This is a genomic window from Stenotrophomonas sp. 169, assembly GCF_014621775.1.
In the GTDB taxonomy this organism is placed as follows: domain Bacteria; phylum Pseudomonadota; class Gammaproteobacteria; order Xanthomonadales; family Xanthomonadaceae; genus Stenotrophomonas.
In genome coordinates this window covers 725,383-746,448 of record NZ_CP061204.1, presented here as the reverse complement: position 1 = coordinate 746,448, position 21,066 = coordinate 725,383, and the positions used below count along the sequence as shown (strand labels likewise).

General features: G+C 66.9%; 16 protein-coding genes and 1 riboswitch. Of the genes, 10 read left to right on the top strand and 6 right to left on the bottom strand.

Features of this window, described 5'->3' with window-relative positions; translation table 11 throughout:
- Positions 1-61 precede the first annotated feature (61 nt).
- The 4 genes from ICJ04_RS03135 (at position 62) to ICJ04_RS03120 (ending at position 4,980) form a co-directional block, all read left to right on the top strand.
- Positions 62-709, top strand: a complete 648-nt coding sequence (locus ICJ04_RS03135) for an ATP-binding cassette domain-containing protein (RefSeq protein WP_188326105.1) — start codon at positions 62-64, stop codon at positions 707-709.
- Positions 706-3,222, top strand: coding sequence for an FtsX-like permease family protein (locus ICJ04_RS03130; protein WP_188326104.1), 2,517 nt, complete (start codon positions 706-708; stop codon positions 3,220-3,222). The genes ICJ04_RS03135 and ICJ04_RS03130 overlap by 4 nt, the downstream gene beginning before the upstream one ends.
- Positions 3,223-3,434: 212 nt before the next feature.
- Positions 3,435-4,577: an alginate lyase family protein gene (locus ICJ04_RS03125; protein ID WP_188326103.1), complete on the top strand. Its 1,143-nt coding sequence runs from the start codon at positions 3,435-3,437 to the stop codon at positions 4,575-4,577.
- 64 nt (positions 4,578-4,641) lie between these two features.
- Positions 4,642-4,980 carry a DMT family protein gene (locus ICJ04_RS03120; protein WP_188326102.1) on the top strand — a complete coding sequence of 113 codons (339 nt, stop codon included), beginning with the start codon at positions 4,642-4,644 and terminating at the stop codon, positions 4,978-4,980.
- Positions 4,981-5,121: 141 nt separating this feature from the next.
- On the opposite strand, the gene ICJ04_RS03115 is transcribed toward ICJ04_RS03120, so the two are convergent.
- The 3 genes from ICJ04_RS03115 to ICJ04_RS03105 all read right to left on the bottom strand — a co-directional run bounded on the left by ICJ04_RS03115 (position 5,122) and on the right by ICJ04_RS03105 (position 7,291).
- Positions 5,122-5,679 carry a Hemin transport protein gene (locus ICJ04_RS03115; RefSeq protein ID WP_223202975.1) on the bottom strand — a complete coding sequence of 186 codons (558 nt, stop codon included), beginning with the start codon at positions 5,677-5,679 and terminating at the stop codon, positions 5,122-5,124.
- A 174-nt stretch (positions 5,680-5,853) separates the two neighbouring features.
- Entirely contained in the window at positions 5,854-6,048 is a 195-nt protein-coding gene (locus ICJ04_RS03110; protein ID WP_188326101.1) for a hemin uptake protein HemP, read from the bottom strand.
- Positions 6,049-6,316: 268 nt separating this feature from the next.
- Positions 6,317-7,291: an aldo/keto reductase gene (locus ICJ04_RS03105; protein ID WP_188326100.1), complete on the bottom strand. Its 975-nt coding sequence runs from the start codon at positions 7,289-7,291 to the stop codon at positions 6,317-6,319.
- 190 nt (positions 7,292-7,481) lie between these two features.
- Between ICJ04_RS03105 and ICJ04_RS03100 the strand changes: the two genes are divergently transcribed.
- From ICJ04_RS03100 to ICJ04_RS03085, 4 genes are all read left to right on the top strand, one after another.
- Entirely contained in the window at positions 7,482-8,780 is a 1,299-nt protein-coding gene (locus ICJ04_RS03100) for a nucleoside transporter C-terminal domain-containing protein (RefSeq protein WP_188327180.1), read from the top strand.
- Positions 8,781-8,822: 42 nt separating this feature from the next.
- Positions 8,823-9,785, top strand: coding sequence for a ribokinase (locus tag ICJ04_RS03095; RefSeq protein WP_188326099.1), 963 nt, complete (start codon positions 8,823-8,825; stop codon positions 9,783-9,785).
- Between the two features lie 278 nt (positions 9,786-10,063).
- Positions 10,064-11,059, top strand: coding sequence for a tRNA dihydrouridine synthase DusB (gene dusB, locus ICJ04_RS03090; protein WP_188326098.1), 996 nt, complete (start codon positions 10,064-10,066; stop codon positions 11,057-11,059).
- Positions 11,060-11,100: 41 nt separating this feature from the next.
- Positions 11,101-11,928 carry a methyltransferase domain-containing protein gene (locus tag ICJ04_RS03085; protein WP_188326097.1) on the top strand — a complete coding sequence of 276 codons (828 nt, stop codon included), beginning with the start codon at positions 11,101-11,103 and terminating at the stop codon, positions 11,926-11,928.
- A gap of 121 nt (positions 11,929-12,049) precedes the next feature.
- Here ICJ04_RS03085 and ICJ04_RS03080 read toward each other — a convergent pair whose 3' ends face one another.
- A complete protein-coding gene (locus ICJ04_RS03080; protein ID WP_188326096.1) occupies positions 12,050-13,084 on the bottom strand; it encodes a metal-dependent hydrolase in 1,035 nt (344 codons plus the stop codon).
- A 223-nt stretch (positions 13,085-13,307) separates the two neighbouring features.
- Between ICJ04_RS03080 and metK the strand changes: the two genes are divergently transcribed.
- Both metK and ICJ04_RS03070 read left to right on the top strand, forming a co-directional pair.
- Positions 13,308-14,519, top strand: a complete 1,212-nt coding sequence (gene metK / locus ICJ04_RS03075; protein WP_188326095.1) for a methionine adenosyltransferase — start codon at positions 13,308-13,310, stop codon at positions 14,517-14,519.
- Positions 14,520-14,704: 185 nt separating this feature from the next.
- Positions 14,705-15,211, top strand: coding sequence for an acyl-CoA thioesterase (locus tag ICJ04_RS03070; protein ID WP_188326094.1), 507 nt, complete (start codon positions 14,705-14,707; stop codon positions 15,209-15,211).
- Positions 15,212-15,501: 290 nt separating this feature from the next.
- On the opposite strand, the gene ppc is transcribed toward ICJ04_RS03070, so the two are convergent.
- Positions 15,502-18,213 carry a phosphoenolpyruvate carboxylase gene (ppc, locus tag ICJ04_RS03065; protein ID WP_188326093.1) on the bottom strand — a complete coding sequence of 904 codons (2,712 nt, stop codon included), beginning with the start codon at positions 18,211-18,213 and terminating at the stop codon, positions 15,502-15,504.
- Between the two features lie 159 nt (positions 18,214-18,372).
- A complete protein-coding gene (locus tag ICJ04_RS03060) occupies positions 18,373-20,877 on the bottom strand; it encodes a prolyl oligopeptidase family serine peptidase (protein WP_188326092.1) in 2,505 nt (834 codons plus the stop codon).
- A gap of 107 nt (positions 20,878-20,984) precedes the next feature.
- A riboswitch (S-adenosyl-L-homocysteine riboswitch) is annotated at positions 20,985-21,059 on the top strand.
- The last annotated feature ends 7 nt before the right edge of the window (positions 21,060-21,066 follow it).

The window sequence follows — 21,066 nt, the reverse complement described above, 5'->3', positions numbered from 1 at the left end:
CGACAGCCTGTCCCCCCGCAGCGCGCCCGTCGCCATCGCCGTCGACCAGGTCGGCAAATCCGTGCATGGCCCGGAGGGTGAAGTCCACATACTGGACAACATCAGCATGACCGTACATGAAGGGACCTCGGTTGCCATCGTCGGCGCGTCCGGTTCCGGCAAGACCACCCTGCTCGGGCTGCTGGCCGGGCTGGACCTGCCCAGCCGCGGCCGCATCACGCTGGCCGGCAGCGAGCTCGGCACGCTGGACGAGGAAGCGCGGGCGCAACTGCGCGCGCGTGAAGTCGGCTTCGTGTTCCAGAGCTTCCACCTGCTGCCTGCCCTCACCGCTGCGGAGAACATCGCGCTGCCGCTGGAGCTTGCTGGCCGCGAAGACCGCAAGCGGGTGGACGAGGTGCTGGCGGCAGTGGGCCTTTCGCACCGTGCACGACATTATCCGCGCCAGCTGTCCGGCGGGGAACAGCAGCGCGTCGCGCTGGCGCGTGCCTTCGTGGCCCGCCCGCGCATCCTGTTCGCCGACGAGCCCACCGGCTCGCTGGACCAGTCCACCGGCCAGCAGATCAGCGACCTGCTGTTCGCGCTGAATGCCGACACTGCCACCACGCTGGTGCTGGTCACCCATGACCTGCGGCTGGCACAACGCTGCCAGTACATCCACCGCATCGACAATGGACGCCTGCAGCAGGTGCACCACGAGGCCGTCGCATGAACCTGCTGCGCCACGCCCTGCGTTCGCTGCGACGGGAAGCGCTGGCCGGCGACCTGCTGACGGTGTTTGCCGCGCTGGTGCTCGGCGTGGCGGTGATGACCGCGGTGGGCACGTTGGTGGACCGGGTCAACCTGGCACTTGCCAACAGCACGGCTGAAATGATCGGTGGCGACCTGGGCGTCAGTGGACGCGCCGAGCCGCCTGCGGAATTCGCCGCCGAGGCCACGCAGCGCGGTCTGCGCAGTACCCGCATCGCCGCGTTCGGCAGCGTGTTGTTCCATGGCGAGGCCAGCCAGATGGCCACCATCAAGGCCGTGGAAGCAGGCTATCCGCTACGCGGCCAGTTGCGCGTACGCACGGGCAGCGATGCGCGGCTGGACGATGCCGCCGCCGCGCCTGCACCGGGCCAGGCCTGGGCCGACCCGCGCCTGCTGCAGGCCCTGGACCTGCGCATCGGCGATGACCTGGAGTTCGGCGCGGGCACCCTGCGCATTGCAGGCAGCATCGAAGCCGAGCCGGACACCTCAAGCGAACTGCTGACCCTGTCACCGACGTTGCTGGTCAATCGTGCAGACGTGGAAGGCACCGGCCTGCTCGATCCAGGCAGCCGCATCAGTTATCGCACCATGTTCGCCGGCGAACCGGAGGCCATCGCCAGCTTCCGCGCGTGGCTGCAACCGCGCGTGCAAGGGCTGCGGCTGGTCGGGCTCGGCGATACCCAGCGCGGCGTGCGCGAGTCGTTCCAGCTGGCCGGACGCTTCCTCGGCCTGAGCGCGCTGCTGGCCGTACTGCTGTCCGGCGTGGCCACCGCGCTGGCGGCGAACCGGTTCGCACTGCAGCGCATCGATCAGGTCGCCGTGCTGCGCTGTCTGGGCGCCCGCCAGCGCGACATCCTGGCCGGCCTGGCCCTGCAGTTGCTGCTGATGGCCATCCCTGCCTGCCTGGTCGGGGTGCTGATCGGCATGGCCGCGCAGGAAGGGCTGGTGCAGATTCTCGGCGGACTGGTCCCGCAGCGATTGCCGTTACCGCAGGCGATGCCGGCCCTGACGGGCGCAGGTATCGGCTTGCTGCTGCTGATGGGCTTCGGCCTGCCGCCCCTGCTGCGCCTGCGCAACGTCGCGCCGATGCGCGTGCTCAACCGCAGCTTCGCCACCCTGCCGCCCACCTCGGTGCTGGTGTACGCCGGCGCGTTGCTGGCCAGCCTGGCGCTGACCGTGCAGGTCACCGGCGACCTGAAACTTGCCCTCTGGGTACTGGGCGGGCTGGCCGCGCTGGCACTGCTGGCCGGGATCGGTGGCTTCGCGCTGCTGACGCTGGTGCGCGGGGTGCAGCACCGGCTGCATGGCAACTGGCGACTGGGCCTGGCCGCGCTGACCCGCCGCCGAGGCCTGGCGGTGATGCAACTGGTGGGTCTATCGCTGTCGCTGTGCTCGCTGCTGATGCTGGCCGTCGTGGGTCCCGGCCTGCTGCAGCAGTGGCGTGACCGCCTGCCGGCCGACACCCCGAACTATTTCCTGATGAACATCCAGCCGGACCAGCGCCAACGTGTGCTGGACGCATTGCAGGCGCAGGGTGCCGTGGATGCGAGCGTGGAACCGTTCGCGACCGGTCGCCTGCTGGCGTTGAATGGTGAAGCCCCGCGCCGACGTGGTGATGATCAGCAAGCCGAGCAGGATAATGGCCCGCAGCAGCCTGCCGGGGCCGACAACGATCGCGACCGGCCACTGAACTTCAGCTGGCGCACGACCTTCCCGCCTGCGAACCAGCTGCTGCAGGGTCGGTTCTGGGCAGCCGACAGCACCGCGGCGGAGGCCTCCGTGGAAGAAGGCTGGGCCACGCGCTACGGCGCCAAGCTGGGAGACCGCATCACCCTTCAAGTGGGCGAGCAGCAGCGCGACTACACCGTCACCAGCATCCGCAAGGCCGAATGGAACAGCTTCCGGGTGAACTTCTTCCTGCTGGTGAATGCCAATGCGGTGGGCGATGCGCCCTACAACCTGATCTCGGCCTTCCACCTGCCGCGCGCGAAGGCGGCCGGCCTGGGCAAGCTGGTGCGCGAGCAGCCCAACCTGTCGCTGCTGGATATCGATGGGCTGATCAGCGAAGTACGGCAGGTGATGGACCGCGTTGCGCAGGCGATCCAGGTGGTCATGGGGTTCAGCCTGTTGGCCGGCGTGCTGGTGCTGCTGGCTGCATTGCAATCCACCGCCGGTGAGCGTCGCTATGACAGTGCGGTGCTGCGCACGCTGGGCGCCACGCGCCGGCAACTGCGTGGCGCGGTGCTGGTGGAGTTCGGTGCGCTGGGCCTGCTTGCGGCGATCCTCGCCGTGGGTGCGGCCGCGATCATCGGCGTGGTGGTGTCGCGGCAGGTGTTCGAACTGGCCTTGTCGCCGCCGTGGACCGGGCTGTTGCTGGGTGGCGCAGGCGGTGTGGCGCTCAGCGTGGTCGCCGGCTGGTGGGGCACGCGGCGCATCCTGCATACCCCGCCAGCCTTGGCGCTGCGCGAGGTATAGGGGAACGGGTCGCCACCCGCCTGACCCTCTGACCGGCTCCGGAAGCTGAAAAACGGTAGCGCCGAGCCATGCTCGGCGGAACGTGTCCGACCCCATCGGCAAGGCGCCGCCGCGCATCGCAGGCGTGTACCGACGCGCACGTCAGTGCTTGGCCGATGACCTCCAGAATCCGACGCGATTAGCGTGGAGGCTCCTTCAAGGAGGTCGCTCCAATGCGCACACCTGCGTTGCTGCTCTCGTTCACCCTGCTGTCCCCCGCCATCGCCCACGCGCAGGCCTTCATCCATCCCGGCATCCTGCTCGATGCGCCGGCGCTGCAGGCAACACGCGAAGCGCTGCGCGCCGGCGATCCGCTCAAGACCGCCGCCATGGCCACCCTGCGCAAGAGCCCCTTGGCGTCGCTGGAGCATGTCGCCACCCCGTTCGCGAAGGTGGAATGCGGGTCGTTCGACAAGCCCAGCATCGGCTGCAAACCCGAACGTGATGATGCCAAGGCCGCGTACACCCACGCGTTGCTGTGGGCGTACCTGGGCGATGAGGCGCATGCACGCAAGGCCGCGGAGATCATGGACGCCTGGGCGACCACGCTTTCCGGCGGCCACGAAAACAGCAACGCGCCGCTGCAGGCATCGTGGACGGCGCAGCTGTGGACGCGTTCGGCGGAGATCATCCGCCATACCAGCACGGTGTGGCCGGCAGCGGATGCGCGGCGCTTCGGTGATTGGCTGATCGCGCAGTACCTGCCCGACATCAACCGGATGGGGCCCTGTCCGGGAGGAAACTGGCATGCCAGCGGTATCGAGGCACGCATGAACATGGGCATCTACACCGATCGACGCGATCTCTACGACAGCGCGGTGAATGATTGGAACACCCGCTTGCCTACCTATGTGTACATGCCGGTGGATGGCGCCACCCCGCTACCGCGTCCTGGCTGCGCGACGCCCATCGAAACCTTGTGGTTCGGCCAGACGGTCATGGCGGCCGGACTGGCAGAGGAGACCTGCCGCGACCTGGAGCACACGGCCTACGGCCTGGCCGCCTACCTCAATGCAGCGGAGACCAATCGCCTGCAGGGGGGCAGCCTGTACCAGGCGCAGGGCGAACGGCTCGTGGCAGCGATGGAGTTCCACACCGACATGCTGGGCCGCCCGGACATCCCGACATGGTTGTGCAAGGGGAAACTGGTATCGGATGTGCGCGGCACGCTGGAGATCGGCTATTCCCATTTCGCCGGCCGCCTGGGACAGGCACTTCCGCACACCGCCGGATGGTTGGCCGCGCACCGTCCCAGCCAGGGTGACTTCCATTTCCTGTGGGAGACCCTGACGCACGGCTCCGCACTCAAGGACTGAAGGCCGTTGACCTGTCGCCCACGCCGCAGGCGCATAATCCGCCCACTCCACCGGCGTGATCGACATGGCCCAGTACCTTTATCCCGTGCTGCTGCTCCTGGGCAGCAACATCTTCATGACCTTCGCCTGGTATGGGCACCTGAAGTTCAAGACCGCGCCGCTGATGACGGTGATCCTGATCAGCTGGGGAATCGCGTTCTTCGAGTACTGCCTGCAGGTACCGGGCAACCGACTGGGCAGTGCGGTGTATTCGGCACCGCAGCTCAAGGGCATGCAGGAAGTCATCACCCTGGTGGTGTTCGCGGTGTTCTCTGCGTTCTACCTCGACCAGCCGCTGAAATGGAACCACTACGCCGCGTTCGCGCTGATCGTGGTCGCCGCGTTGCTCATGTTCAAGGAGTGAGTGAGCGCCCCGGTAGCGACGGCCGCCGGACGCGGTAGTGACGGCCTCGCCTTCGGTAGTGACGGCCGCTGGCCGTCAGCTTTTCCGACTGGCACCGGACAGGCCGTGCGCCTGTCACCGGGCAATGCTTCGCTGTGCGTGCTACAGCAGATGCAGCGCCGGCCGGGGCGGCGCGTCAACGGCGCCGTCGGCACTTTCCAGCCGCGCGATGCGTCGAGCTGCCGCGCTTCCCAGCGACGACAACGGCGCCAGGCTTGCCGCGAGGCCACTGCCCTGCTCCACCGCGTGCAACTGCACAACACACATGCGCCACCGCTGACCACCGAGGCTGCCGGCGAGACGGCGCCATAGTCGCTCGCCCACGCTGGCATCCTCGCTGCCTACCGGGCGTACAGCGAGACCGCTGACAAGCCGGTCCCATGCCAGGAAGTCACTATCAGGCAGCAGGTACAGGCGCCAGCAACAGCGGCCTCGCGCATCGGTGAAGCACAGGCTTTCGCGCACGCCTTCGCTGTCCAGGCCTTGGCAGGCGTGGGCGGCCACTGCCTGTTGCCAGCCGGCCAGTTCATTGCTGTCGGCGCGATAGAGGCACAGTACGGTGCCGAGCGCCGCGAGCTCGGAGGCGCTCGGGCGGTGGATGGGCTGCAGCGGCAGGCTGCGCGGCAAGGACGCGCGCACTGCAGGCAAGGCTCTGCTCATGGAATCACCTCATGGAGATCGCAAGGAGCGGAAGAGGAGCCCCCGGCCGCCGCCATTGCCACGAGGGCAATGGGCGGAAGACGAGGGGGAGAGAGACAGGTGGGGCGACCGCCTGTGACAGTGCCAGCGCACCGGGTGCGCTGACACCGGGAGGGAGGGAGGCGGCCGACCCGGTTACTTGGTCAGGATCAGCTTGTCGTTGCTGGTATGGCGCAACCGGTAGAACCGGTCACCGTGCTGGATGAGGATCTCGCGGCGCCCTTTCAGCAGGGCTTCGCTGTCGATCACTTCCTCGGCAGGCACGGCACGAACCGGGCGATCACGGAGGGTCAGAACTTCGGGGCGCAGCAGCACAGCTTGAGCATTCATCGTCTGGACTCGTTGCGAGGGGCGAGTCAAATGATAACGATTCTCAGTTCGCAATCAACACCCATTCTCAATTTGATCGATGGGATTGATGATCACTCAATCAATATCGATAGCCCCTATCTATCAAATTAACGTATTTCGGGAGATCGGTAGCGCCGAGCCAAGCTCGGCGAGCGCGCAGCGCGCAGCGCGCAGCACGGCGCTTCAGGTGCCCGCCGAGCACGGCTCGGCGCTACAGGCAGGATGCGGACACGTCCGCCCCCGGAACTCAGTCGGCGAACACGGCTTCGACCTGGGCCCATACGTCGTCATCCATTGCGGTCAGCAGCTCCAGTGCCTGCAGGTTCTGCAGCAACTGCTCCACCCGGCTGGCACCGAGGATCACGCTGGACACGTTCGGATTGCGCAGGCACCAGGCAATGGCCAGCGTGGCCGGCGACTGTCCCAGATCGGCTGCCAGTCGTGCGTAGCGACGCAACTGTGTCATCCGCGCCGGACCGTCCGCCCCCAACACCAGGTCCTGCAGCCATTCCATCCCGTCCCGCCCCAGTCGGGAGCCGGCGGGGAATCCATCGTTGTACTTGCCGGTCAGCAACCCGGACGCCAGCGGCGAGAAGGTGGTGATGCCCAGGCCCGGATCCGCATACAGCGCGGCGTACTCGCGTTCCACCCGGTCGCGATGCAGCAGGTTGTACTGCGGCTGCTCCATGGTCGGACCGTGCAGGTTGTGGTGCTGCGCGAAATCCACCGCCTCCTGGACCTGCAGTGCCGACCATTCAGAGGTGCCCCAGTACAGCACTTTGCCCTGCCGCACCAACGTATCCATCGCGCGCACGGTCTCCCCGATGGGCGTATCCGGGTCTGGCCGGTGGCAGTAATAAAGATCCAGATAGTCCACCCGCAGGCGCTTCAACGCCGCATGGCAGGCATCGGTGACGTGCTTGCGCGACAGCCCGCGCTGGGTCGGCCCTGGGTCGGCTGCACTGCCGAAGAAGACTTTGCTGGACACGCAGAAACCATCGCGCGGCAGGCGCAGGTCGGCGATCACATCCCCCATCACCTGTTCGGCGCGACCGTTGGCATAGGCCTCGGCATTGTCGAAGAAGTTGATGCCGTTATCCCACGCCGCAGCTACCAGATTGCGCGCTTGGTCCCGGGCGATCTGCTCGCCAAAGGTGACCCAGGCGCCGAAGGACAGCGCGGAAAGCTTCAGCCCGGAGGACCCGAGACGGCGGTAGAGCATGCGAATCTCCTGCTGCAGGCCCGCAGACCGGGCTTCAAGGTCCATATTCTACCTGCAGGGATGCCTTGCCCTGCCTGCCACCCGCAGGCCGTTTCGCCGCTGATCGCATCTTGCTCGCCGCTTTTCCTTGCCCCCGCCCCTGCCCTGCACTAGGCTTCCCGTTTTTCGCGGTGCCCTCAGGGGATTCATCATGGTCGAAGGTTTGGGCAGGATCGGCTTCGGCCTGTTTGGTCTGGCGGTGCTCATCGGCATCACTTGGCTGTTCTCCAACAACAAGCGTGCGGTGGACTGGAAACTGGTCATCACCGGCCTCGTCCTGCAGATCGCCTTCGCCGCGGTGGTGCTGCTGGTGCCGGGTGGTCGCGATGTGTTCGATGCGCTCGGCCACGGTTTCGTGCGCGTGCTGAGCTTCGTCAACGAGGGCTCCGGCTTCATCTTCGGCTCGCTGATGAACGTGGACAGCTACGGCTTCATCTTCGCCTTCCAGGTGCTGCCGACCATCATCTTCTTCTCTGCGCTGATGGGCGTGCTGTATCACCTGAACGTGATGCAGGCGATCGTGCGCGTGATGGCGCTGGCGATCACCAAGGTCATGCGGGTATCCGGCGCGGAAACCACCAGCGTCTGCGCCAGCGTGTTCATTGGTCAGACCGAAGCCCCGCTGACGGTGCGTCCGTACATCTCCAAGATGACCGAGTCCGAGCTGCTGACGATGATGATCGGCGGCATGGCGCACATTGCCGGCGGTGTCCTGGCGGCGTATGTGGGCATGCTGGGCGGTGGCGATCCGGAGGCGCAGGCGTTCTACGCCAAGCACCTGCTGGCCGCCAGCATCATGGCCGCGCCGGCCACGCTGGTCGTCGCCAAGCTGCTGATTCCGGAAACCGGCACGCCGCTGACACGCGGCACCGTAAAGATGGAAGTGGAGAAGACGTCCAGCAACATCATCGATGCGGCCGCCGGTGGCGCCGCCGATGGCCTCAAGCTGGCCCTGAACATCGGCGCCATGCTGCTGGCCTTCATCGCCCTCATCGCGCTGATCAACGCACCGCTGACCTGGATCGGTGATGTGACCGGCCTGGCGGCAGCCATTGGCCGCCCGACCAACCTGTCGACCATCTTCGGCTATCTGCTCGCGCCGATCGCGTGGGTCATCGGCACCCCGTGGGCCGATGCCAGCACGGTCGGTTCGCTGATCGGCCAGAAGGTGGTGATCAACGAATTCGTCGCGTATTCCGAGCTGTCGCGCATCATCAACGGCCAGGTCGCAGGGGTTACCTTGTCCGACGAAGGCCGCCTGATCGCCACCTACGCACTGTGCGGCTTCGCCAACTTCAGCTCCATCGCGATCCAGATCGGCGGCATCGGCGGGCTTGCGCCGGAACGCCGCCACGATCTGGCCCGTTTCGGCCTTCGCGCGGTGTTGGGCGGTACCATTGCCACCTTCATGACCGCCACGATCGCCGGCGTCCTGACCCACTTTGGTTGATACGCTTCGGATCAACCGCGCTTCACTGAGAACAGTTTTCCTATGAGCAGCAACGTCGTTGTCGTCGGTTCCTTCAATGTCGATCATGTGTGGCGCTGCGAAGCGCTGCCGGCACCCGGGGCGACCATCGCCGGGCGCTACAGCACCGGCCCGGGCGGAAAGGGCTTCAACCAGGCCGTCGCGGCACGCCGCGCCGGTGCAGACACCACCTTTGTCTGCGCCCTGGGCGACGACGCGGGTGGCGCCATGGCCCGTGGCCTGGCGGCACAGGACGGCTTCACCCTGACCGCCGAGGCGAGCAGCGAGCCGACCGGCACGGGCGGCATCTACGTCGATGCCCGTGGCCGCAACACGATCGTCATCGGCCCCGGCGCCAACGCCGCCCTGAGCATTGGCTTCGTCCAGCAGCAGCAAGCGCTGCTGGCGGCTGCCAAGGTCGTGCTGGTGCAGCTGGAATCGCCCGTGGAGACCATCGAAGCGGCGCTGGCGCTGGCCCGCGAGGCCGGTGTCACCACCGTGCTCAATGCGGCACCGGCCGACGCGCCGTCCAGCATCGGCCTGCTCAAGCTGGCCGATGTGATCACCCCGAACGAAACCGAGTTCGCCGCACTGCTCAGCCGCCACGTAGGCGAGCGGATCGACCCGAACGATGTCGCCGCCTTGGACGGTGCCAGCCTGCATGCGCTGTGCCGCAAGCTGGTGGGCAGTGGCACGGTCGTGGTGACGCTGGGCGCCGTGGGCGTGTTCGTGTCGCACGACGAAGATACCCTGCGCGGTGACAGCCAGCCTTACTACCGCGTGGGTGCCGAGCAGGTCCACGCGATCGACACCACCGGGGCCGGCGATGCCTTCAACGGTGCGTTGGTGGCGTCCATCGCGCACGCGCCGGATGCTCCGTTCGCGCGCCACGTGCGTTTCGCCAACCAGTTCGCCGGGCGTTCCACGGAAAAGGAAGGCGCGGCCGCCGCCATGCCGCACTTCACCCCGGACGACCAGCACGCCTGATCAACGCATGGTGACGGCCGCTGGCCGTCACGGTGCCGCCGCTGCGCTCGCCGAGCGTGGCTCGGCGCTACCGCGTGGTTGCCCTGGTAGCGCCGAGCCCTGCTCGGCGGGGTTCGTTCGACAGACCCAGCCGCCCACCATGGGCCCGCGCTGCGACCAGCGGAAGCAACCGTCAAGCATCTGCTGATGCCGGTGCGGCATGAGCCCCTTCCAGATCGGCCTGAACCGGGCCGCAGCCGGGCGCCTTCGGCCCGCACACCGGCACTACAATGGCCGCCATGCAGATCGGCCCTTATTCCATTGCCCCCAACGTCGTGCTCGCGCCCATGGCCGGGGTCACCGACAAACCGTTCCGCCTGCTGTGCAAGCGGCTGGGCGCAGGGCTGGCTGCCTCGGAAATGACCATCAGCGACCCGCGCTTCTGGACCACGCGCAAGTCGCTGCATCGCATGGACCACGCGGGCGAGCCGGATCCGATCAGCGTACAGATCGCCGGCACCGAGCCACAGCAGCTGGCCGAGGCCGCGCGCTACAACGTCGACCATGGCGCGCAGATCATCGACATCAACATGGGCTGTCCGGCCAAGAAGGTGTGCAACGCCTGGGCCGGATCGGCCCTGATGCGGGATGAGGACCTGGTCGCGCGCATCCTCAGCGCCGTGGTCGGTGCGGTCGACGTGCCGGTCACCTTGAAGATCCGCACCGGTTGGGACTGCGACCACCGCAATGGGCCGCGCATTGCCCACATCGCCGAAGACAGCGGCATCGCCGCACTGGCGGTGCACGGCCGCACCCGCGACCAGCACTACACTGGCCACGCCGAGTACGAGACGATCGGCGCGATCAAGGCCGCACTGCGCATCCCGGTGATCGCCAACGGCGATATCGACTCGCCGCTCAAGGCCGCGCAGGTGCTGGCAAAGACCGGCGTGGATGCGGTGATGATCGGCCGCGCCGCGCAGGGCCGACCCTGGATCTTCCGCGAAGTCGCCCACTATCTGGCGACCGGTCAGACCCTGCCGCCGCCCTCGCTGGCGGAGGTCCGCGACATCCTGCTCGGCCACCTGTCCGCACTGCACGCGTTTTACGGCGAGCCTCAGGGCGTGCGCATCGCGCGCAAGCATCTGGGCTGGTACGCCAAGGATCGGCCCGAGAATGCCGCGTTCCGCGCAGTGGTCAACCGCGCTGAAGACCCGAACAGCCAGATCGCCTTGACCACTGAGTACTTTGATCGGTTGATCGCCGATGCGCGCGAGACAGCGCTCGTCGATTGACCCTTTCGCCGAGCACCACTCGGCGCTACCCGGATACCCCCATGACGCCGCCGATTTCTTCGCCCACCTACCTGCATGGCTTTTCCAGCACTGAACAGGAGCGCCTGATGACCCAGGCGCGCCTGCTCGAACCCACCATCTTCGGGCAGATCGACTACACCGGCGTCAGCCGGTTGCTTGAAGTCGGCAGCGGCGTGGGCGCACAGACCGAGATCCTGCTGCGCCGTTTCCCGGAACTGCATGTCACCGGCGTCGACCTGAGCGAAGCCCAGCTGGCGACCGCACGGGGCAACCTGGAGAAGACGCCGTGGTGCAGCGACCGCTACGTGCTGCATCACGCCGATGCCGGCGAACTGCCGTTCGGTGCGCGCTCGTTCGACGGCGCGTTCCTGTGCTGGGTGCTGGAACATGTGCCGTCGCCGGCGCGGGTGCTCAGCGAAGTGCGCAGGGTGCTGTCTCCGGGCTCGCCGGTGTACATCACCGAAGTGATGAACGCCTCTTTCCTGCTCGATCCGTACTCGCCGCACATCTGGCGTTACTGGATGGCGTTCAACGATTTCCAGCATGACAACGGCGGTGACCCGTTTGTCGGGGCGAAACTGGGCAACCTGCTGCTGGCCGGGGGCTATCGCGATGTACACACCGAGATCAAGACGATCCATCTGGACAACCGCGAACCCGCCCGCCGCAAGACGATGATCGCGTTCTGGGAACAGGTGCTGCTGTCGGCGGCAGAGCAGCTGCTGCAGGCCGGCACCGTGGACGAAGAGACCGTGGACGGCATGCGCCGCGAGTTCCGCCAGGTGCAGAACGATCCGAATGCCGTGTTCTTCTTCTCGTTCGTACAGGCCCGCGCCACGGTCTATTGACCATCGCCCCGATACGCACGCGATCTGCCCTGGTAGCGCCGAGCCGTGCTCGGCGAGCGCGCAGCGCGGCCTGCGTCAGACACCATCACGCCGGACAGATCCCGCCGAGCATGGCTCGGCGCTACCGTTTGGGTTCCTGCCAGATGCGGTCCCACATCTCGCCCAACCGGCGACTGACGTCGGCGCGCGCTTCGGGGCTGCTGTAATCACTGCGCAGCTGCTCCGGCACGATGCCGCGCCATTGCCCGTCGCGCTGTTCGGCCACTGCGAAGTTGAACGTGTAATCCGGCTCCAGGCCCATCCGCAGGTCACTCAACACCAGACGCCCGTCGACCACCTGCGCACGCATGAAGCCACGATTGAACCAGGTCAGGCGCTTCACCGACGGGATATCACCGGCTTGCCGCAGCGCCTGGACGTTGGAGGCGAAACCTTCAAAGTGCATCGGCCCCTTGTCGGCCACCAGCGAACGGTCCGCCACCACATACCCGCTCGGCGTCATCGCCACCACCCGCCACAGCAGCGTGTTGAACGGCATCGGCACCGAGAACCGCGGGGCGTCCCCCAGCCCCATCGCCGCCAAGCTCTGCTGCGCAGCGCGGTCGACCTGTGCCTTGGCCAACAGGCTCCAGCCCAGATAGCCGCTGCTGACCACCAGCGCGACCGCCAGTGCCCTGCCCGCCCACGGGCGGCTTCGGCCGAACCACGCCAGCACACAACCCAGCAGCAACCACACCGTGTACAGCGGATCGATGATGAAGATGTTCGAGCCCATGGCCGGCGAGGGCTGCAGCGGCCACCACAGCTGCGTGCCATAGACCGTCATCGCGTCCAGCAGCGGATGGGTGACCAGCGCCAGCTGCATCGCCCAGAACCAGCGCACCGGCGCCTGCGCCACGCGTCCGTTGCCGAACCGTTTGAACAACCACCACAGCGCGGCGGCGACCCACGGCAGCACCAGCAGCGAGTGGCTGAAGCTGCGGTGCTCGGTCATCACCGCCACCGGGTCGGCCGCCATGAAGCCCAGCCACAAGGCGTCGAGATCCGGCAGCGTGCCCAGCGCGGCGCCGGCCAGCAACGCAGCGCGACGGTGGCCGGCCGGGGCGATGACAGCGGCTACGGCGCCGCCAAGTACGATCTGGGTAAGGGAGTCCATCGGCCGATGCTAGCAGCCGCGCGCTGCGTGTGGACTGTTGTCGCTGCGCTCGCCGAGCGTGGCTCGGCGCTACCACGCGCGAGTCATCGTTCCCCGCTACCCTCACATCCGGGCACAACACCTTAACCACGGGCAACCCGTTGCAGTCCACAATGCACGTGCGACGCGCGCCGTGTATCATTCGCGCCCATCTTTCCATCCGAATCAAGGGATATAACGCCTGATGTCCAGCTACCTGTTCACATCCGAATCGGTCTCCGAAGGCCATCCGGACAAGATCGCCGACCAGATCTCCGATGCGGTTCTGGATGCGATCCTGGCCAAAGACCAGCGCGCCCGCGTGGCCTGCGAGACCATGGTCAAGACCGGCGTGGCCATCGTGGCCGGCGAGATCACCACCAGCGCGTGGATCGACCTCGAAGCCCTGACCCGCCAGGTCATCCTGGATATCGGCTACAACAGCTCCGACGTCGGCTTCGACGGCGCCACCTGTGGCGTGCTGAACCTGATCGGCAAGCAGTCCCCGCACATCGCGCAGGGCGTTGACCGCAAGAAGCCCGAAGAGATGGGTGCGGGCGATCAGGGCCTGATGTTCGGCTACGCGACCAACGAAACCGACAGCTACATGCCGGCGGCGATCCACCTGTCGCACCGTCTGGTCGAGCAGCAGGCGAAGATCCGCAAGAAGAAGAATTCGCCGCTGTCGTGGCTGCGTCCGGACGCCAAGAGCCAGGTCACCCTGCGCTACGAAGACGGCCAGGTTTCGGCCATCGATGCCATCGTGCTGTCCACCCAGCATGCCCCGGGCATCAAGCAGAAGGACCTGATCGAGGCCGTCCGCGAAGAGATCATCAAGCCGGTGCTGCCGGCCAAGTGGCTGCACAAGGGCACCAAGTTCCACATCAACCCGACCGGCAAGTTCGAGATCGGCGGCCCGGTGGGCGACTGCGGCCTGACCGGCCGCAAGATCATCGTCGACACCTACGGCGGCTGGGCCCGTCACGGCGGTGGCGCGTTCTCGGGCAAGGATCCGTCCAAGGTCGACCGTTCGGCTGCTTATGCTGCCCGCTACGTCGCCAAGAACGTCGTAGCGGCCGGTCTGGCCGACCGTTGCGAAGTGCAGGTCTCCTACGCCATCGGCGTGGCCGAGCCGACTTCGATCTCGGTCACCACCTTCGGCACCGGCAAGATTCCGGACGAGCAGATCGAAAAGCTGATCCGCAAGCATTTCGACCTGCGCCCGTACGGCATCATCAAGATGCTCGACCTGATCCACCCGATGTACCAGCAGACCGCGGCCTACGGCCACTTCGGCCGCAAGCCGAAGGAGTTCAGCTACATCAATGGCACCGGCGACACCGTCAATGCCACGGCCTTCTCCTGGGAGAAGACCGACCGCGCCGCCGCCCTGCGCGCGGATGCGAAGCTGAAGTAAGCGGTAAGCACCACGCACCATCCGAAGGGCCGCGCAAGCGGCCCTTTTTTTCGCCAATCGAACGCCCGCGTGGGTTGCGGGTAGAGCCGACTTGAGTCGGCTGGCATTTTCCATCAAGGCCCCGCAGCCGACTGAAGTCGGCTCTACCAGGGCACTGGCTTGCCGCCCCATGCGAAGATGGCCACATGTCGACCGAACTCAAATCCCACCAGCTCACCATGACGGTGTTGATGACACCGGACATGGCCAATTTCTCCGGCAAGGTCCACGGCGGTGCCGTGCTGCGCCTGCTCGACCAGGTGGCCTATGCCTGCGCGAGCCGCTTCGCCGGTCATTACGTGGTCACTCTGTCGGTGGATCAGGTGATGTTCCGCCAGCCTATCGCCGTGGGCGAGCTGGTCACGTTCCTGGCGTCGGTGAACTACACCGGCACCTCTTCGATGGAGATCGGCGTCAAGGTCGTGGCCGAGGACATCCTCAAGCGGAGCGTGCGCCACGCCAACAGCTGCTTCTTCACCATGGTGGCAGTGGATGAGGAAGGCCGCCCCACGGCCGTGCCTGCGTTGCAGCCGACCTCCTCCGACGAAAAGCGCCGCCACGCTGCCGCACTGCTGCGCCGCCAGTTGCGGCAGGAGATGGAACAGCGGCATCTGGAACTGCTTGCATCGAACCCGCCTGCGCCGGAAGGATGAGGTTACGCCGACCCGTGCGCGGCGTGTGCCACACACCGCCGTGCCGGACAGATTCCGCCGAGCGTGGCTCGGCGCTACAGACCCACGAACGCGGCCCACCCGGTAGCGCCGAGCCATGCTCGGCGAGCGCGCAGCGCGGCGTGTGCCACCACCGTGCCGGACAGATTCCGCCGAGCGTGGCTCGGCGCTACGGGCGCACGGAAGCGGCCCACCTGGTAGCGCCGAGCCGTGCTCGGCGAGCGCGCAGCGCGGTGTGTTTCAGACCTCAGCTGGCTCGGCGCACCCAAGCGTCAGCCGGTATTCTGCACGCCCTGCGACACGCCATTGACGCACGCCACCAGCGCGCGCAGCAGGTCGTCGTCTTCGCCGCCGCTGGCCCGCCAGCGCTGCAGCAGATCTACCTGCAGCACGCTGATGGGATCCACGTAGGGGTTGCGCAGGCGGATCGACAGCGCCAGCCGCTGGTCGTGCTCCAGCAGTGACGGTTGGCCGGTCAGCGCCAACAACCAGCGCTCGGTCAGGGCCCACTCGTCCTGCACCTTCGGGAAGAAGCTGCCGTGCAGTTCGCCGGACAGCCGTGAGAACTGTTCGGCGATGGTGATGTCGCCCTTCGAGAGCACCATGGCGATGTCATCCAGGAAGGTGCGGAAGAACGGCCAGTCCTGCGCCATCTGCCGCAGCGTGTCTTCGTGGCCGGCATCCACCGCGGCCTGCAGGCCCGTGCCCACACCGTACCAGCCCGGGATCACCGCACGCGCCTGGCTCCAGGCGAACACCCAGGGAATGGCGCGCAGGTTGGTCAGCGCTGCGTCCTGGCCCAACCGGCGCGAGGGACGCGAACCCAGTGTCATCCGCTCGATCACATCGATCGGCGTCGCGGTGCGGAAGTAATCCATGAAGCGCGGTTGGCCGACGAACGCACGGTAGGCGGTGCTGCTCGCATCGGCCACCACGTCCATCACCGGCCGCCATGCCTCCTCGCGCGGCTCAGGCGCGCGAGGACGCAGGCTGGAACGCAGCACCGCGCCGGTGGCCTGCTCCAGCGAGCGCACCGCCAGCGCGCGGATGCCGTACTTGCGGTGGATTACTTCGCCCTGCTCGGTGACCCGCAGACGACCGTCGATGCTGCCACGCGGCGATGCGTCCACCGCGTGGGTGGCCTTGCCACCGCCACGGCTGATCGAACCACCGCGGCCATGGAAGAAGGTCAGGGCGATGCCGTTCTCAGCGGCCACATCCAGCAGTTCCACCTGGGCGCGCTGCAGGCCCCAGCGCGATGCCGCGATGCCGCCATCCTTGCTGCTGTCGGAGTAACCCAGCATCACCATCTGCACGTCATTACGCGATGCCAGATGAGCGCGATAGACCGGATCGGCCAACAGGTCGCGCAGGGTCGCGGTGCCATGACGCAGATCGTCCACCGTTTCGAACAGTGGGGCGATGTCCAAGGGTACAGCGCCCTCCTCATCGACCAAGCCGCCGCGGCGGGCCAGCGCCAGTACTGCCAGCACGTCACCGCGATCATGCGCCATCGAAATGATGTAGCTGCCCAGCGCATCGGCACCGTGGCGTTGGCGTGCGTCAGCGAGTGCGGCGAACACCGCATCCAGGCGTTGGTTACCCTCTTCATCGGTGACCGGCAGCGCCTCGTCACCACTGGCATACGGCCCCAGCAGCGCGGCACGCGCGGCGGCGTCGCGGGCCTGCCAGGCGTCTTCGCCGTCCAGCGCCAACGCCAGCGCACGTGCATGCACGCTGGATTCCTGGCGTACATCCAGCCGTGCCAGATGGAAGCCGAACGTCTTTACCCGCCACAGCAGCCGCTGTACTGCAAAGCCGCCGGCGTGTTCGCCGCGATTGGCGACCAGGCTGTCCAGGATCAGCTGCAGGTCCTCGATCAGCTCACCCGGACCCGCATAGGCGCCGTCGCCATCATCCAGCGTCGCCTGCAGGCGAGCGCGCATGCGGTCGTTCAACAGGCGGTACGGCATGTCGGCATGGCGCGGGCGCGACTGCACGTCGGGCAGGCGCTGCAGATAGTCGTCCAGCCTTGCCTTCAATGCAGGACTCACCGCCACCCGCTCGGTGGACTGGCTGAGCAGGCTGGCCAGCTGCAGTAGTTCCTTCTGGTACTGGCCCAGCACCGCGCGGCGCTGCGCATCCAGTGTGCTGCGGATGGTGCCGGCATCCACGTTGGGGTTGCCATCCATGTCGCCGCCCACCCACGTGCCGAAGCGCAGCAGGCGTGGCAGCGGCAGATTCTCGCCGTAGGTGTCGCGCAGGGCCTGCTGCAGCGACTCGTACAGCACGGGAATCACGCGGTACAGCACCTGCACCAGATAGAAGCCGACATGTTCGCGCTCATCATCCACGGTCGGCCGCACCGGTGAGGAATCGGTCGTCTGCCAGGACGCCGTCAACGCCATGCGGAAGCGTGCATCGTCGGCAGCCGCTTCACCGGGCGTTCGCTGGCCGTCCAGGTTGTCCACCAGGCTGGCGACCATCAGCTGCTCTTTCTCCAGCAACGCGCGTCGCACCGCCTCAGTGGGATGCGCGGTAAACACCGGTTCGATGTCGATGCGCGGCAGCCAGCGTTCCAGCTCGTCCAACGTCACGCCCTGCGATTTCAGGTGCTGCAGCGCATCCTGCAGGCCATCGGGCTGCGGGGTCTGCGTGCCAGCGCGCTGGTAATCACGGCGTCGGCGGATGCGATGCACACGCTCGGCGATGTTGACCACCTGGAAGTACGTGCTGAAGGCCCGGACCATCGCCTCGGCCTGCTGCGGCGAGCGGCCCGCCAGGCCGTCGGCCAGGTCGGACAGCGGTGACGCGTTCTCGCGGCGGGCAATGGCCCGCGTGCGCACACTTTCCACGTCGTCGAAGAATGCCTCTGATACCTGCTCCACCAGCAGGTCGCCCACAAGGGCGCCAAGCCGGCGCACATCGTCGCGAAGCGGGATATCAGGGGTAGCGAACATGATGCTGCTGCGGAACTCGTTCATCGGCGACGCACGAACCTCAAGCCAGGAGCCTGTACCAAGCGTAGCGCAGTTCAATTGCGTGCCGACGGTTGGTTTCAACGGTGACGGCCGCGGCCTCGATACAGACGGCCGCCGCGTCGGTAGTGACGGCCGCTGGCCGTCAGATGCATCACGCTCCGGTCACCGGCCGATGCGCTCGCCCTTGCCGATGGTCTGTTCCAGCCAGCGCTCACTCTCGGCCAGCATGGTCATGATCGACTCGCGTGCGCGGTACGCGTGCGATTCGTTGGGCAGCATCACCAGCCGCGAGGTCCCTCCCAGCCCCTTCACTGCCGCGAACATGCGCTCGCTCTGCATCGGGAAGGTGCCGGAGTTGTTGTCGTCCACGCCGTGGATGAAGAGGATCGGGTCCTTGATGTTGCCCGCGTAGTTGAAGGGCGACATCTTCAGATAGGTGTCCTGCGCCTGCCAGTAATTGCGCTCCTCGGCCTGGAAACCGAAAGGTGTCAACGTACGGTTGTAGGCACCGCTACGGGCGATGCCGGCTTTGAACAGGCGGCTGTGGGCCAACAGGTTGGCCGTCATGAAGGCACCATAGGAGTGCCCGCCGATGGCGATGTGGTCGCGGTCGGTTACGCCGCGCCGTACCACTTCATCCACCGCGGCCTGTGCGTTGGAAACCAGCTGCTCCAGATACGTATCGTTGGGCTCCTTGTCGCCCTCGCCGATGATCGGCATGGTCGGGCTGGCCAGCACCACATAGCCCTTCGCAAGGAACGCCTGCGGACCCCAGTAGCTGATGGCGTTGAACAGATAGGGCGAGCCGGTGACCTGACTTGCGGCTGCCGCACTCTTGTACTCGCCCGGGTAGGCCCACATCAGCAGCGGCCGCGGGCTATCGCGCTTGGGGTCATACCCCGGTGGCAGCAGCAGCGTTGCAGTGAGGTCAACGCCATCCTTCCGCTTGTAGCGGATCTGTTCCTTGCTGACAGCCCGCAGTGCCGGCAAGGGATGGGCGAAGGTGGTCAGCGCGCGCGGTGCCACGCCAACGGCAGCGTCACCCAGCGGCTGCACGTAGAAATTCGCGGGCTGCTCCGGGCTCTCGCGGGTGAACAACAGCGACGATGCATCAGCACCCAGCAGGGCGATGGGTACCGAGTACGTCGGCGCCTGCGAATGGAAGAGCCGCGTGGTCTTGCCGCTGGCCAGCTCATAGCGGTCAAGGAACGGCCGGTCGCCTTCCGGCGATGCACCGGCTCCATAGAAGTAAATACTGTTGCCATCGGCGCTGGTCTGCAGCAGCGCGCGGCCGTTGTCATCGCGCAGTGTGCCCGGCTTGCCCGGATCGCTGTATCGGTCCTGTGCATCGCGGTCGAACAGCAACTTCGGATCGGTCGCTGCCTCATCCGGGGCGATCAGCCAGGTCTTGCTGCGGCGCGTCTTCCACCACGCTTCATTGAGCAGGGCCAGGTCACCGCGCGCCCAGGTGATGCCGGCATAGCGGCTACCCAGTTGCGCCAGCGTCACCGGCGGTTTGTCGAACGGTGCGGCCTGCATCAGCACCGCATCGCGGATCGCCGCCTCGCGGTTCGGGTCGCCGCCGTCCTGCGCCTCGGCCCATACCAGGGTTGCCGGCACATCTGCGCGCCAGCTGATGTCCCGCACGCCGGTCACCTCGGCGTCGTTGCCGGTCGGCAGGCCTTCCACCAGCGGCCGCACGGCGACGGTGTGGACCAGTTTGCCGCCGCGGTCGAGCACCTCGATGCGGCGTGGGAAGCTGCTCACCGGCACCACGTAGGAATAGGGCCGCTGCGCACGTTGGCTGAGCAGGTAGCCGCCATCAGGCGACAGGCTCAGGCCGAGGTAGACACCGGCCATGCCCACCGCCTTGGCCTGTCCGTCCAGACCGATCTCGGTCGGTTGGCTGGTGGCGTAGTAATCGAACAACCGGGCGTCGGCTTCGTTCTTCAGCAGGTCTTGATAGGTGCGGATGGACACCACACCGGCGCCCGCACTGGTCTGCTGCACGGCCGGGCCGGTGGGGGCGACATCGCTGGACGGTGGCGCCCCTGCGTTGGCAAGGCGGCTCATCACCAGCAGGCCGCGACTGTCCGGCAGCCATTGGTAGCCATCGCCGAGCACGGTATTCAGGTCACCGCGCAGGCGCCGTGCGCTGGCGTTGGCCACGTCCACCAGCCACAGCTCATTGGCGCCACTCGCCGGATCGACCTGGTTGAAGGCCAGCCACTTCTGATCCGGTGACCACGCCAAGCTGGCAACAGACAGCACGGGCGGCAGCCCGCTGATCTGCCGGTCCTTGCCGTCCCCGATGCCCATCAGCCACAGCTTCGCACCGTAACTGAAGCGGCTGTCGGAGAACGTGCGCGGGTTGATGCGGCGGCCGGCGAGCTTCAGCTCGGGCTGCGCCACCACGCCAATGGACGGCAGCGGCGGCATCTGCAGCATGGCGGCCAGGTCGCGCTGCGGCGACAGGAACAAGCCGGGTGCGCGCGGCTGGTCGACGACCGCCTGCAACGCGGCGGAGGGAAGCTGGTAGCCGGCGACCTCGGCACTGGCCGTTGTCACCTGCGGGGTCGCGGCCCACGTGGTCGGCATGACCGCCAGCAACGCCATCGACAGCACCGCCCCCTTCCATCGGCCCGTACGCCGCACACGCTTGCTCATGACTACCCCTTCGTTGCTTGTTGAACCCCGACCTTAACAGCCGCCGCGCCGTTCACACCCTGCCGATGGTTGGGGCCCCCCGGGCCGCGATATAATGGGCATCTTCCCCTGCCGAGGGGCGCTGCGACCGGACAACCCGGCCAGGCTCGGAGGATGGCAATGTAAAACGGCGCCCGGCTAGATACGAGC

Bases quoted from the DNA above. Each gene is read 5' to 3' on its own strand.
- ICJ04_RS03130 (WP_188326104.1), top strand. From the start codon at position 706: ATGAACCTGCTGCGCCACGCCCTGCGTTCGCTGCGACGGGAAGCGCTG.
- ICJ04_RS03125 (WP_188326103.1), top strand. From the start codon at position 3,435: ATGCGCACACCTGCGTTGCTGCTCTCGTTCACCCTGCTGTCCCCCGCC.
- ICJ04_RS03120 (WP_188326102.1), top strand. From the start codon at position 4,642: ATGGCCCAGTACCTTTATCCCGTGCTGCTGCTCCTGGGCAGCAACATC.
- ICJ04_RS03115 (WP_223202975.1), bottom strand. From the start codon at position 5,679: ATGAGCAGAGCCTTGCCTGCAGTGCGCGCGTCCTTGCCGCGCAGCCTG.
- ICJ04_RS03110 (WP_188326101.1), bottom strand. From the start codon at position 6,048: ATGAATGCTCAAGCTGTGCTGCTGCGCCCCGAAGTTCTGACCCTCCGT.
- ICJ04_RS03105 (WP_188326100.1), bottom strand. From the start codon at position 7,291: ATGCTCTACCGCCGTCTCGGGTCCTCCGGGCTGAAGCTTTCCGCGCTG.
- ICJ04_RS03100 (WP_188327180.1), top strand. From the start codon at position 7,482: ATGGTCGAAGGTTTGGGCAGGATCGGCTTCGGCCTGTTTGGTCTGGCG.
- ICJ04_RS03095 (WP_188326099.1), top strand. From the start codon at position 8,823: ATGAGCAGCAACGTCGTTGTCGTCGGTTCCTTCAATGTCGATCATGTG.
- dusB (WP_188326098.1), top strand. From the start codon at position 10,064: ATGCAGATCGGCCCTTATTCCATTGCCCCCAACGTCGTGCTCGCGCCC.
- ICJ04_RS03085 (WP_188326097.1), top strand. From the start codon at position 11,101: ATGACGCCGCCGATTTCTTCGCCCACCTACCTGCATGGCTTTTCCAGC.
- ICJ04_RS03080 (WP_188326096.1), bottom strand. From the start codon at position 13,084: ATGGACTCCCTTACCCAGATCGTACTTGGCGGCGCCGTAGCCGCTGTC.
- metK (WP_188326095.1), top strand. From the start codon at position 13,308: ATGTCCAGCTACCTGTTCACATCCGAATCGGTCTCCGAAGGCCATCCG.
- ICJ04_RS03070 (WP_188326094.1), top strand. From the start codon at position 14,705: ATGTCGACCGAACTCAAATCCCACCAGCTCACCATGACGGTGTTGATG.
- ppc (WP_188326093.1), bottom strand. From the start codon at position 18,213: ATGAACGAGTTCCGCAGCAGCATCATGTTCGCTACCCCTGATATCCCG.
- ICJ04_RS03060 (WP_188326092.1), bottom strand. From the start codon at position 20,877: ATGAGCAAGCGTGTGCGGCGTACGGGCCGATGGAAGGGGGCGGTGCTG.